Annotated in this window: 13 protein-coding genes; 6 read left to right on the forward strand and 7 right to left on the reverse strand. The window is 62.6% G+C overall.

The features are described from left to right. The coding region (locus VMR03_RS15130) for an efflux RND transporter permease subunit (protein ID WP_325406670.1) at window positions 1-2168 on the reverse strand (2168 nt) is incomplete at its 3' end. A gap of 93 nt (window positions 2169-2261) precedes the next feature. Continuing rightward, window positions 2262-3407, reverse strand: coding sequence for an efflux RND transporter periplasmic adaptor subunit (locus VMR03_RS15135; protein ID WP_325406672.1), 1146 nt, complete (start codon window positions 3405-3407; stop codon window positions 2262-2264). Between the two features lie 187 nt (window positions 3408-3594). On the opposite strand from VMR03_RS15135, the gene VMR03_RS15140 reads away from it, so the two are divergent. Both VMR03_RS15140 and VMR03_RS15145 read left to right on the forward strand, forming a co-directional pair. Next, window positions 3595-4221 (forward strand): TetR/AcrR family transcriptional regulator, encoded by a 627-nt coding sequence (locus VMR03_RS15140; protein ID WP_325406674.1) that lies wholly within the window; start codon window positions 3595-3597, stop codon window positions 4219-4221. 100 nt (window positions 4222-4321) lie between these two features. Next, window positions 4322-4567, forward strand: a complete 246-nt coding sequence (locus tag VMR03_RS15145; protein ID WP_325406676.1) for a hypothetical protein — start codon at window positions 4322-4324, stop codon at window positions 4565-4567. Window positions 4568-4600: 33 nt separating this feature from the next. On the opposite strand, the gene VMR03_RS15150 is transcribed toward VMR03_RS15145, so the two are convergent. The 4 genes from VMR03_RS15150 to VMR03_RS15165 all read right to left on the reverse strand — a co-directional run bounded on the left by VMR03_RS15150 (window position 4601) and on the right by VMR03_RS15165 (window position 6919). Further along, window positions 4601-5272 carry a pseudouridine synthase gene (locus tag VMR03_RS15150; RefSeq protein ID WP_325406678.1) on the reverse strand — a complete coding sequence of 224 codons (672 nt, stop codon included), beginning with the start codon at window positions 5270-5272 and terminating at the stop codon, window positions 4601-4603. Between the two features lie 7 nt (window positions 5273-5279). Next, window positions 5280-5501, reverse strand: a complete 222-nt coding sequence (locus VMR03_RS15155) for a SlyX family protein (protein ID WP_325406680.1) — start codon at window positions 5499-5501, stop codon at window positions 5280-5282. Window positions 5502-5514: 13 nt separating this feature from the next. Further along, window positions 5515-5775, reverse strand: coding sequence for a GIY-YIG nuclease family protein (locus VMR03_RS15160; protein WP_325406682.1), 261 nt, complete (start codon window positions 5773-5775; stop codon window positions 5515-5517). Window positions 5776-5881: 106 nt separating this feature from the next. Further along, window positions 5882-6919 carry a FecR family protein gene (locus VMR03_RS15165; RefSeq protein ID WP_325406684.1) on the reverse strand — a complete coding sequence of 346 codons (1038 nt, stop codon included), beginning with the start codon at window positions 6917-6919 and terminating at the stop codon, window positions 5882-5884. 337 nt (window positions 6920-7256) lie between these two features. Between VMR03_RS15165 and VMR03_RS15170 the strand changes: the two genes are divergently transcribed. Beyond that, the gene (locus tag VMR03_RS15170) at window positions 7257-7535 is read left to right on the forward strand and encodes a hypothetical protein (RefSeq protein WP_325406685.1); all 279 of its coding nucleotides are present in this window, start codon (window positions 7257-7259) and stop codon (window positions 7533-7535) included. A gap of 131 nt (window positions 7536-7666) precedes the next feature. Here VMR03_RS15170 and VMR03_RS15175 read toward each other — a convergent pair whose 3' ends face one another. Continuing rightward, window positions 7667-8590: a LysR family transcriptional regulator gene (locus tag VMR03_RS15175; protein WP_325406687.1), complete on the reverse strand. Its 924-nt coding sequence runs from the start codon at window positions 8588-8590 to the stop codon at window positions 7667-7669. 85 nt (window positions 8591-8675) lie between these two features. Between VMR03_RS15175 and VMR03_RS15180 the strand changes: the two genes are divergently transcribed. The 3 genes from VMR03_RS15180 to VMR03_RS15190 all read left to right on the forward strand — a co-directional run. Next, entirely contained in the window at window positions 8676-10175 is a 1500-nt protein-coding gene (locus VMR03_RS15180; protein WP_325406689.1) for a CoA-acylating methylmalonate-semialdehyde dehydrogenase, read from the forward strand. 187 nt (window positions 10176-10362) lie between these two features. After that, window positions 10363-11502, forward strand: coding sequence for an isobutyryl-CoA dehydrogenase (locus VMR03_RS15185; RefSeq protein WP_325406691.1), 1140 nt, complete (start codon window positions 10363-10365; stop codon window positions 11500-11502). Window positions 11503-11673: 171 nt separating this feature from the next. After that, the coding region (locus VMR03_RS15190) for an enoyl-CoA hydratase/isomerase family protein (protein WP_325406693.1) at window positions 11674-12065 on the forward strand (392 nt) is incomplete at its 3' end.

Below are 12065 nucleotides of genomic sequence, written 5' to 3' on the forward strand. Positions count from 1 at the left end.
ACGCCGGCGAGGCTCGGCTCCTTCGACGCCTTGTCGACGAGGTTTTGAACCTGCTTGTAAAGCTCGACGGGGCCGAGACCGGCGCGATCCTCGATCTGCATCTTGAAGCCGCCGATCGTACCGAGCCCCTGCACGGCCGGCGGCGGGAAGACGGCGATGTTCGCGTCGGTCAAGGCACCGAACTTCTTGTTGAGGGACTGGACGAGCGCCGTCGCCGAGAGTTCATGGCTCCGGCGGTCCTCGAAAGGGGCAAGGCCGATGAAGACGATACCGGCATTCGGACTGTTGGTGAAGCCGTTGATCGAAAGGCCGGGAAACGCGATGGCGTTCGAGACGCCCGGCGTCTTCATCGCGATCTCGCTCATCTGGCGGATGACGGCTTCCGTGCGGTCGAGAGACGCGGCGTCCGGCAGTTGCGCCGCCGCGACGAGATAGGCCTTGTCCTGCTGCGGCACGAAACCGGTCGGCGTGATGACGAAGCCGACAGCCGTGGCCGCGAGCAACACGCCATAAACGGCCATCGCGGCGCCGGAGCGGCCGAGCATCCGCGAAACGCCGCCCACATAGCCATGTGATGCGCGCGTGAAGAAGCGGTTGAACGGGCGGAACAGCCAGCCGAGTGCTCCGTCGATGAGCCGCTGGAAACGATCCTTCGGCGCATCGTGAGCGCGCAGCAACACGGCTGCGAGCGCCGGCGACAGGGTGAGCGAGTTGAAGGCGGAGATGACGGTGCTGATCGCGATGGTAAGCGCGAATTGCCGATAAAATTGCCCGGTGAGGCCGCTGATAAAGGCGGTCGGTACGAAGACCGCGCAGAGAACGAGCGCCGTCGAGACGATCGGTCCCGTCACTTCACCCATCGCCTTGCGCGTCGCCTCGATCGGCGCGAGCCCGAGTTCGATATTTCGCTCGACATTTTCCACGACCACGATCGCGTCGTCGACGACGATGCCGATGGCGAGAACGAGACCGAAAAGCGTCAGCGCGTTGAAGCCGAAGCCGAGCGCCAGCATGATTGCGAAGGTGCCGATCAGCGACACGGGTACGGCGATCAGCGGAATGACCGACGCCCGCCAGCTCTGAAGGAAGATCACGACGACGATTACGACGAGCAGGATCGCCTCGAGCAGCGTATGAATCACCGCGTCGATCGAATTGCGCACGAAGACGGTGGTGTCGTAGACGATCTGGTAATCGACGCCTTCCGGGAAATCCTTCTTGAGCTCCTCCATCGTCGCGCGGACCTTCGTGGCGATGTCGAGCGCATTGGAGCCCGGCCGCTGGAAGATCGGCAGTGCGACGGCCGGCTTGTTGTCGAGGAGCGAACGCAGCGCGTAATTATTCGAGCCGAGCTCGACGCGCGCGACGTCCCTGAGCCGCGTGATCTCGCCGCCTGCGCCGGAGCGGATGATGATATTGCCGAATTCCTCCTCGCTGGTCAGGCGGCCGGGGGCATTGATCGAGAGCTGGAAGGCAGCCTGGCCGGGTACCGGCGGCGCGCCGAGCTGGCCGGCCGCGATCTGCACGTTCTGCTCGCGTATGGCGTTGATGACGTCGCCCGCCGAAAGCCCGCGCGCGGCCACCTTCTCCGGATCGAGCCAGATGCGCATGGAGTAAGGACCGGCGCCGAAGGTCTGCACGTCGCCGACGCCGTCGATTCGGGCAAGCCGATCATGCACATGGAGCTGCGCATAGTTCGACAGGTAGAGCATGTCATAGCGGTTGTCCGGCGACAGCAAATGGACGACGAGCGTCAGGTCGGGAGAGGACTTCGTCGTCGTCACGCCCGCGCGCTGCACTTCCGCCGGCAGCTTCGAGAGAACCTGCGCAACGCGGTTCTGCACGAGCACCTGCGCCTTGTCGACGTCGGTGCCCAGCGCAAAAGTCACGGTGAGAGCCATCGCGCCGTCCGACGTCGACTGCGACGATTGATAGAGCATGCCCTCGACGCCATTGATCGACTGTTCGAGCGGCGAGGCGACTGTCTCGCCGATGACTTCGGGGCTCGCACCCGGATAGGCAGTCCGCACTACTATCGTCGGCGGCACGACTTCGGGATATTCGCTGATCGGCAGCAGCGGCAGCGCAATCAGGCCCGCAATGAAAATGACGATGGACAGGACCGCGGCAAAGCGGGGGCGGGTGATGAAGAAGGTGGAAAAATTCATGACGATCTGTCCGGGAATAAAAGCAGGCTGAAAATGAAAAAAGAGAGCGGCCGCGCCATTGAGGGGGGAGGGAGGCGCGGCCGCCGCGGGAGGTCAGCGTTGCATGACCGCCCGTTCTTCGAGGCTTGCCGTGCGTTCCGGCACGGGCAGGCGGATGGGAGAAACTTCGTCGCCGGGCTTCACCTTTTGAAGGCCGCTGACGATCACGACGTCGCCGGGCTTGAGGCCGGCGCGTACGATACGCCGGTCGCCGAGCAGTGGCCCGAGCGTTACCGCCCGATACTCGGCCGCGTTCTGACGATCGACGACGAGCACGAATTTCTTGCCGAGATCGGTCGCGATCGCGCGATCCGAAACGAGGGCCACGGTCTCCGCCTTCTCGCTCACGAGCTTGATGCGGGCGAAAAGGCCCGGCGTGAAACGACCGTCGCGATTGTCGAAGACGGCGCGGCCGTTGATGGTGCCGCTGCCGGCATCCATCTTGTTGTCGATGAATTGCAGGCGTCCTTCGTGCGGATAGCCCTCTTCCGTCATCAGACCCATATAGACCGGGATCTCCTTGCCGCGCTCGGCGGCGGCATATTTGAGATAGGCCTGTTCGTCGGCGTGGAAGGAGGCGTAGATCGGCGTATCGGAAACCACCGTCGTCAGCAGGCTGGCATTCGTCACCAGGTTGCCACGCGTGATGAGCGCACGCGACGCCCGGCCGTCGATCGGCGAGGTGACGCGGGTGAACTCGAGATTGAGCTGCGCCGTTTCGAGCGCCGCTTGCGCCGCCGCGAGGTCGCCCTTCGCGACCAGCTCGTTGGACTGCAATGTGTCGAAGGTGCTGTGAGAGACGAAGCCGCGCCCGACGAGCTGCCGTCCGCGTTCGAGATTTGCGCGAGCGAGCTTCAGCCGAGCCTTCGACTGCTCGACCAGCGCCGCCGTGCGATCGACTTCAGCCTGAAACGGCCGGGGATCGATCTGGAAGAGGACGTCGCCCTTCTTGACCGGTGCGCCCTCGCGAAAGCGGATATCGTCGATATAGCCGCCAACCCGGGGCCTGATCTCCACGGTGTCGACCGCTTCGAGCCGACCCGAGAATTCGTCCCAGGCCCGCAGCGGCTGGAAAACCGCTTCGGCGACGCCGACTTCGGGGGCAGGCTTGACCTCGCTGGTCTGCGCTTCGTCACAACCGGTCAGGAACAGGGAAAGAGCAAGGAATCCCAAGGGGATAAGAAGAAAATGGCGGCGCATGATGTACTCCTGCCCGGGTGGGGGACCAAATGCCGCGGATATTTCGGAACCAGCGGATCGAGCCTTTGGGTGGGAACGGCTTGACGTCAGGTGATTGAGTGACAATCTAATGAATGTGACGATACCGTTCGGTATCAGGTGAGATACTGACCGGTCGCTCACCTTTCAAGGGCAAGGACAAGAAAAAATGTCCACGAGGAAAATCGATCAGGAAAAAGCCGAGCGTGAGGGGCATGTCTCCCGGCGTCCGGCGCGCGACAGGATTTTCGAGACCGCCAGGGAGATGTTCTACCAGCACGGCATCCGGGCGGTGGGCGTCGACGCAATCGCGGCCGAGGCCGATGCGACCAAGATGACGCTCTATCGCAACTTCCCGTCCAAGGACGAACTCGTGGCGGAAGTGCTACGCGAGCAGGTCAGGGAATATTGGGAGTGGTGGGACGAGATCATGGCCCCGCACGCGGGCAACCCCCGCGCGCAGCTCGAAGCCTTTTTCGACGCATTCGAGACCAAGGCCTGCATCGACGACGTTTATGGATGCCCACTCGCCAATGCGGCGGTCGAGCTTCATGAGCTCGATCATCCGGCGCGCATGGTCTCGGTCGAGCACAAGCGAGAGGTTCATCGCCGCCTCATCGATCTGGCAAGGCAGGCCGGTGCGCCGGATGACGATCTTGCCGACGGTCTGATGCTGCTGATGGAGGGCGCTTATGTGGCGCGCCTGACGCTCGGCGGTGAAGGCCCGGTGCGGTCGGTAGCGCGGGCTGCGCGGCAACTGCTCGACCAGAACCTGAAGCACCGCAAACGCAAATAAGCGGCACGCTGTTTGCCTCCGAAGAGCCATACCTGTTCAGGATGTGGATGGCGCCGCCGTTTTTGTCCCGAAACAGGTCATGTGTCACGAGGTGAAGCAGATGAAGATGTTTCTTTCCCGGCGTTGGGCGTTCCTGGGCGGTGCGGCGGGTCTGGCCGCGGCGGCCGTCGTCTATGCCTTCGCTACCGCGACGCCCGCCCTGGCCTGTCCGGCCGGCGGCGGCTCGGGTTCGAATTCCAACTGGAACTGGAATTTCAACAGCAATTCGAATTCGAACAGCAATTCGAACTCAAACTCCAATTCCAACAGCAACTCCAACAGCGTCGAGTTGCGCGTCTCTTCCTGAATACGCCAACCCGAAGGCGCCAGCCCGAAGGCTTCAGAATGGACAGGCGACGGTGAAGAGGCAGGCTTCGCCCGTCGATGGATGGAAGAAGCTCAAGCTTTCGGCATGAAGCTGCAGGCGGTCCGCTGCGGTGAAGGCTTCCTCATGGGCGTAGAAATTATCGCCCAGGATGGGATGGCCGAGGCTCAGCATATGGACCCGCAACTGATGTGAACGTCCCGTCGCAGGGCGAAGCTCGACACGTGTCGACGTTGCGTCGCGTTCAACGACCGCCCAGTCCGTTTGCGCCGGTCTCCCGTTCTCGGGATCGACCATCTGTTTCGGTCGGTTGGGCCAGTCGCAGGCGATCGGCAGATCGATGCGGCCACTCTCCCCCGAAATCCGTCCCCACACCCGCGCGATATATATCTTTCGCGTCTGCCGCGTCTCGAACTGTTGGCTGAGATGCGCATGTGCCTTGCGGTTCATTCCCATCACCACGACGCCCGACGTATCCTTGTCGAGACGATGCACCGTCATTGCAGTTGGGAACGCGCCTTGCGCGCGGGCTTCGAGACAATCGGCATGTTCGACGGGCTTGCCCGGCACATGCAGAAGCCCGCTCGGCTTTGCGAGCACCAGAACATCCTCATCGCGATGAACGACGGAGAGCCAGGGCTCCATCGGCGGTGCGTAGTGGAAAGGCTTCGGAGATCCCATCGACATCGCGCGGTCAATAATGGGGCGGCGGCGGTTCGGCGGGCGTAGGGCCGTCGGCGCGTTCCTCCACCGCCTCGACCCGGCTGCCAAGCGTCGCGAGCTTGCGCCCAAGCCGCTCGATTTCCGTCCACTGGTCCGCAATGACTTTTTGCAAATCCTCGATCGTCCGTTCTTGATGGGCGACGAGCATTTCGAGCTTGTCGAGCCGAGCATCTGGAAGATCTACATCCGACATCTTTTCCATACCTTCAGGCCGTCGCCGGTGTGCCCGCGAGCTTGCGTTTCTCCGCAGGCGGGAGCCGCTTCAGCGCGTGTTCGGCCTTGGAGGCCTCGGAACGGCTCGCGAAGCTTTGCACCAGCACAATCCGGCTTGGTGGAAAGCTACGCGTGAATTTCGCGCCACGCCCTTCGGCATGTGCCTTATAGCGTGCTTCGACATCGACGGCGATCCCTGTATAGAGCCGCCCGCCGGCGCATTCCAGCATGTAGAGATACCAGGTCTTCGACATGGCTTGCAGCATAACGCCGAAGCGGCCCGTAGCGAAGCAATCCCCGGAACAAGTGGAAAGGCCCCGGCGGGTGGACCGGGGCCTTGCTTCAGGTCTCGTAATGGAGCTAGTTCGGACTTCGCTGCTCTTGCTGTTGGTTCTGGTTTTGGCTCTGCAGGAGATTGTCGCCGCCGCCATTGCTATAAATGCCCCGTGTACTGTCCTTTTGTTGGGTGTAGCTGCTCTGCAGGCGGGAGTCGCCGGACTCTTCGACGGCGACGTCGATCGCGGCGGCGGCCGTGAGGTCCGTCTTGCCGATCTCGCTGGAGGCATCGGCAAGGCCCCTGCCGGTCGCACTCTTGAGATCGTCATTGAGATATCGGGCGCCGCCGATAATGTCGGATGCAGCCGCCGCCTGATCGACCGAACCCTGCACATAATCACTTACTGCCCGGGCCAAATCATCGGCGCCGACGCCCGCCTGGGCAATGCCGGCGGCGATATCCTGCAGGTTCTGCACGCTGGCCGCGCCGCCAACCGCGCCGATGGCGGCGAGAATTTGCGCTGCCGTCGCGGCTGGGTCGTCAGAGCCTTGCACGAGTGCCGCGACGGCATTCGTCAGCGATTGGTCCTGATCGACGGTCCCTTCCGGTCCGATGAGCACGATGTTGCCTTTGGCCTCCATCGTCGAGGTCTTGCCGTCCTTACCGGTCACGATCGCCTTGCCGTCCGCAAGCACGACCGCCAATGCATCCTCGGTCGCGACAATGTTGAGGATCGTCCCACGCAGACCGATGCTCGCAACCGCAGTCTTGATCTCGTAGTTGAGGGGGTCCTGTGCGCCGGTCACGAAACGCATCGAGCCTTTTGTGACGCCTATGCCGACTGCACCCGTCGCCTTCTCGGGCTCATAGACGAATTTGTCGATGCTGACGTTAGAGCTTGGCCCGATCTTGAGGTTCGTCTGGTCGAAAAGCATCAACTCCGCCGAACTCGTCTTGCCGGTCCGGATCACATCGCCCTGAAAGAGGGCGCCGCCGGACAAGAGCGTGCGCTCCGCGCCGCCGCTCTGACCCAGCACGTCGTTTCTGGTTATCGCGGCGATGCCGACCTTGGCCGCCGTATCGGCGAGGACCGGTTGGGCGAGAAGGGAACCCGCTGTCACAAAAGAAAACGCGACGAGGCCGAGAAGCCTCGCTCCAGCAGACGAAAAAATCATGTGCGCGCCCCCGAGCGAAAAAATGAAACAACCTGGATGGTGCCGCACGCTCGCCGACTGCCATCTTGTTTCCGGCTCCGTGCGAAGCGTCGGCGGCTAGAACACGACAAATTCGCGGGTTTTGACACGATGAAAATCGGGCCATGGACGACGGCCGTGCCGGTCCCTTCCATCGCCCGCCATTTCCCTACATATAATGCGCAGAATTGGTCCAATCTCCCGGCACGACGGCGGCGAGCGGCGCAACATGGTCCCCTGATTCGCCGGTAGATCGAGGTGCGGGATGTCCGTGAAGATTCGTCTCGGAGCGATGCTCTTTTGTGGAATGCTTGTCGCTGTGTGTCCCGTCGTTGCCGGCGAGATCGACGACGTCTACGCGGCGCTGATGAGAGATGCCGGGAACGTTTCCCTCAACCTGCGTTATGCGCGTCTGGCGGAAGGGCAAGGCAAAATAAAATGGGCGCTACCCGCCTATGAAAGAGTGTTGAGAAGCGATCCGTCCAATGTCGAGGCGAAGGCGGGTCTCGCCCGCGTCAAGGCTGCGTTGGCGGATGAGGGATGAGGCAGATCAGCCCTCGAAACGAAGGCTGAGACAGGTGATGTCGTCGAATTACGGAGATGCGCTCCCGCTAGTCAATCCGTATAAGGAAAAATAAGAACCTGAAGGAACGGCACCGGCCCGCGATAGTGGCGTTATGAGAACTGTTCGCCCATCAGCACATCTTGCTGGGCGGCCGTGGTTGCGAGCAGGAATTCGGAGACCGCCTTGACGCGGGCGAAGTTGCGCATTTCCTCATGCACGGCGAGCCAGAACGTCCGCTCGATCCGGATCTGATCTGGCAGTACGCGCACGAGGCTCTTTTCCATGTCGCCGATAAAACAGGGCAGCACGCAAAGCCCGGCACCTGCCTTCGTCGCCTGGTACTGGCCGACGATGCTTGAACTCCTGAGTGTCGGCGAGGGCGTGCCGGGCAGCTCGTTCAGATAACGCAGCTTCGGCGAATAGATGAGATCGTCGACATAGGAGACGAGCCTGTGGTTCGCGAGATCAGCCGGCGCGTGGATCGGCGGCATGGAGCGCAGATAGGTCTTCGACGCATAGAGCATCAGCATATAATTGCTGAGCTTGCGTGCGACGAGGCGGCCCGCCGTCGGCCGCGCGAGCAGGATCGCCATGTCCGCCTCGCGCTTCGACACGCTGAGAAAGCCGCTCGACGCAATGAGGTCGATTTCGAGGTCGGGATGCTGCCGGCTAAGCTCGACCAGCGCCGGTGCGATGATGAAGGTGCCGAAGCCTTCCGTCGCGCTGATCCGGACGGTGCCGCGCGCGGTGCCGCCGGTTCCCTTGATTGCTTCGAGCGCCTGGACGCTGGCGTCCTCCATTTGTTCCGCATGGGCGGCGAGGATTTGCCCCATGGGCGTCAGGCGAAGACCCTGCGGCACGCGTTCGAAAAGCGCGGTGCCCAGTTCGCGCTCGAAACGGCGCAGCCGGCGGCCCAAAGTCGTCGGATCGATCTTCAGCCGCGTCGCGGCGTCGGCCAGCGTCGAATGCCGTGTCGTCTCGAGGAAGAGCCGCAGATTTTCCCAATCGAGCGGCATGCGATTTTGCAGCTTCATGCTGCACTAATACCAGTTTCCATGCGCTGACGCAGCCGGTAAACAAGGCGCACAGCATCGAAAATCGGAAGGGTCGGAACGAGCCATGGTCAAGGAACTCACGCATTTCATCGGTGGCAGGCATGTGAAGGGCACGAGCGGCCGCTTCCTCGACGTGACCAACCCGAACACAGGCGAGATTACGGCCCGCACGCCGCTGGCGACCGGCGCTGAGTTGCGCGCCGCCGTCGAGGTCGCCGCGAAGGCTTTCCCCGGCTGGGCGGCGACCAATCCGCAGCGCCGCGCCCGCGTGATGTTCGAATTCAAGCGTCTCCTCGAAGCCAACATGCAGGAGCTTGCCGAGCTTCTCTCCGCCGAGCATGGCAAGGTGATCGCGGATTCGAAGGGCGACGTGCAGCGCGGTCTCGAAGTGATCGAATTCGCCTGCGGCATCCCGCATCTTCAGAAGGGCGAATTCACGGAAGGCGCCGGACCCGGCATCGACATGTATTCGATGCGCCAGCCGCTCGGCGTCTGCGCCGGTATCACGCCGTTCAACTTTCCCGCGATGATCCCGATGTGGATGTTCGGTGTTGCCATTGCCTGCGGCAACACCTTCATCGTGAAGCCGTCGGAGAAGGACCCCTCGGTGCCTCTGCGCCTCGCCGAACTCTTGCTCGAAGCCGGTGCGCCGGAAGGCGTTCTCAACGTCGTCAATGGCGACAAGGAAGCGGTCGATGCGATCCTCACCGACCCGACCATTCAGGCCGTGAGCTTCGTGGGTTCGTCGAACATCGCGCAATATGTCTACGCGACGGGTGCCGCGCATGGAAAGCGCGTACAGGCCATGGGCGGCGCGAAGAACCACGCGATCATCATGCCGGATGCCGACATGGATCAGGTCGTGAACGATCTCCTCGGTGCGGGCTATGGCTCGGCAGGCGAACGCTGCATGGCGATCTCGGTCGCCGTGCCGGTGGGCGAGGAAACGGCCGAGCGTCTGGTCGAGAAACTTGTACCCCGCGTGCAGGCGCTGAAGGTCGGCACCTCGACCGATCCGGATTCCGATTACGGTCCGGTCGTCAGCCAGCAGCATCTCGACAAGGTGAAGTCCTATATCGATCTCGGCGTGAAGGAAGGCGCGAAGCTCATCGTTGACGGTCGTGGCTTCAAGCTGCAGGGCTATGAGAAGGGCTTCTTCCTCGGTGGTTCGCTCTTCGACCATGTGACGCCTGAGATGAAAATCTACAAGGACGAGATTTTCGGCCCCGTCCTCTCGGTTGTCCGCGCCAGGAATTTCGAGGAAGCGGCCGAACTGCCGACGAAGCATGAATATGGCAACGGCGTCGCGATCTATACCCGCGACGGCGACGCGGCGCGGACCTTCGCCTCCAAGGTCCAGGTCGGCATGGTCGGCATCAATGTGCCGATCCCGGTGCCGCTGGCCTACCATTCCTTCGGCGGCTGGAAGCGCTCGGCTTTTGGCGACACCAACCAGCACGGTACCGAAGGTGTGAAGTTCTGGACCAAGGTCAAGACGGTGACCTCCCGCTGGCCGACCGGCCTCAAGGAAGGCTCGTCCTTCGTCATTCCGACCATGGCGTGAGCAAGGCATAATCGGGAAACGTATCGTCGGTTTGGTGGATGTGGAGCGCGGCCGCCCCTGTTTGGATGAAGGCCAGCGCCGTGGCTCCTCCCAGAAGGCGCTCAACTTGCGCGGGGTCCTTCAGGGAAGGATCCCGCGCCCCTTTCCGCCGGACGGGAAACGGAAAGAGATATGAAGGGGGAGTCCAATGTTGTTTGAGCTGACGGAAGATCAGCGCGCGTTCCAGGACATGGCCCGTGCCTTCGCGGCCGAGGAACTCGAACCGAACGCGGCCGAGTGGGACCGAAAGGCATTTTTCCCGGTCGAGACGTTGCGCAAGGCCGCGGCGCTCGGCTTTGCTAGCATCTATGTGAAAGAGGATGTGGGCGGCGCGGCGCTCACCCGTCTCGACGCGGCCCTGATCTTCGAGGCATTGTCGGCAGGCTGCACCTCGACGGCGGCCTTCCTCTCGATCCACAACATGGCTTCGTGGATGATCGATACGTTCGGGTCGGAGGCGTTGCGCCGCAAATATCTGCCGCGCCTCACCACCATGGAACTGATCGCGAGCTATTGCCTGACCGAGCCTGGTGCCGGGTCGGATGCGGCGTCGCTGCGCACGCGCGCGGTCCGCGACGGCGACCATTACGTCATCAACGGCTCCAAGGCCTTCATCTCGGGCGGCGGCACCTCCGACATTTACGTCTGCATGGTGCGCACCGGCGAGGCGGGCCCGAAGGGCATTTCCTGCCTCGTCGTCGAGAAAGGTACGCCGGGTCTCTCCTTCGGCGCGCCGGAAAAGAAGATGGGCTGGAATTCGCAGCCGACCGCGCAGGTGATCTTCGAGGATTGCCGTGTGCCGGTTGCAAACCGCGTCGGCGAGGAAGGCGAGGGCTTCAAATTCGCGATGATGGGCCTCGACGGCGGCCGTCTCAACATCGCCGCCTGCGCGCTCGGCACCGCGACCTCGGCTTTCAACCGCGCGAAGTCCTACATGACCGAACGCCAGCAGTTCGGAAAGCCGCTCGCGAGTCTTCAGGCGCTTCAGTTCAAGCTTGCCGACATGGCGACGGAGCTCGAAGCCGCGCGGCTCATCCTCTATCAGGCCGCGACGAAGGTGGAGGCGAAAGCGGCCGACGCGACCATGCAGGCGGCGATGGCCAAGCGCTTCGTCACCGATGCGAGCTTCCACGTCGCGAACGAGGCGCTGCAGATTCACGGCGGCTATGGCTATCTCAACGACTTCCCGCTCGAGCGTCATGTCCGCGACCTGCGCGTCCATCAGATCCTCGAAGGCACCAACGAGATCATGCGCGTCATCATCGCGCGCGAATTGCTGAAGAGTTGAGGATGATGGAAGCGATAGACAACCTTACCTCCCCCCTTGAGGGGGAGGTCGATCGGCAAAGCCGATCGGGCGGGGGGGCTTCTTCGAAAGACCCTTTCCTGTCGCTCACCCCCCTCCTAGCCCTCCCCCTCAAGGGGGGAGGGCTACTCAGTCGCGACGCCGGAGGACTCGATGTCTGACGAGGCTGAAGTTCTCTTCTCCCGTGATGGCGTCGCGGGCATCGTCACGCTCAACCGCCCCAAGGCGCTGAACGCCCTGACGTTGAACATGGTCCGGTTGATCCATCCGCAATTGCAGGCATGGGCGGCGGATGATGGCGTGAAATGCGTCATCGTCGAAGGCGCGGGCGAAAAGGCCTTCTGCGCCGGCGGGGACATTCGCGCGCTGCATGATTGGGGAAAGGCGCGCGACCCCCATGTGATCGAATTCTATCGCGAGGAATATCGCCTCAACACCTATATCAAGCTCTATCCGAAGCCCTATGTCGCCTTGATGGATGGCATCGACATGGGCGGCGGCGTCGGCGTGTCGGTCAACGGCTCGGATCGCGTCGCGACCGAGCG

Source organism: Parvibaculum sp., from assembly GCF_035511255.1.
GTDB lineage: Bacteria > Pseudomonadota > Alphaproteobacteria > Parvibaculales > Parvibaculaceae > Parvibaculum.

Bases quoted from the DNA above. Each gene is read 5' to 3' on its own strand.
- VMR03_RS15175 (WP_325406687.1), bottom strand. From the start codon at position 8,590: ATGAAGCTGCAAAATCGCATGCCGCTCGATTGGGAAAATCTGCGGCTC.
- VMR03_RS15145 (WP_325406676.1), top strand. From the start codon at position 4,322: ATGAAGATGTTTCTTTCCCGGCGTTGGGCGTTCCTGGGCGGTGCGGCG.
- VMR03_RS15140 (WP_325406674.1), top strand. From the start codon at position 3,595: ATGTCCACGAGGAAAATCGATCAGGAAAAAGCCGAGCGTGAGGGGCAT.
- VMR03_RS15170 (WP_325406685.1), top strand. From the start codon at position 7,257: ATGTCCGTGAAGATTCGTCTCGGAGCGATGCTCTTTTGTGGAATGCTT.
- VMR03_RS15155 (WP_325406680.1), bottom strand. From the start codon at position 5,501: ATGTCGGATGTAGATCTTCCAGATGCTCGGCTCGACAAGCTCGAAATG.
- VMR03_RS15185 (WP_325406691.1), top strand. From the start codon at position 10,363: ATGTTGTTTGAGCTGACGGAAGATCAGCGCGCGTTCCAGGACATGGCC.
- VMR03_RS15160 (WP_325406682.1), bottom strand. From the start codon at position 5,775: ATGTCGAAGACCTGGTATCTCTACATGCTGGAATGCGCCGGCGGGCGG.
- VMR03_RS15135 (WP_325406672.1), bottom strand. From the start codon at position 3,407: ATGCGCCGCCATTTTCTTCTTATCCCCTTGGGATTCCTTGCTCTTTCC.
- VMR03_RS15150 (WP_325406678.1), bottom strand. From the start codon at position 5,272: ATGTCGATGGGATCTCCGAAGCCTTTCCACTACGCACCGCCGATGGAG.
- VMR03_RS15180 (WP_325406689.1), top strand. From the start codon at position 8,676: ATGGTCAAGGAACTCACGCATTTCATCGGTGGCAGGCATGTGAAGGGC.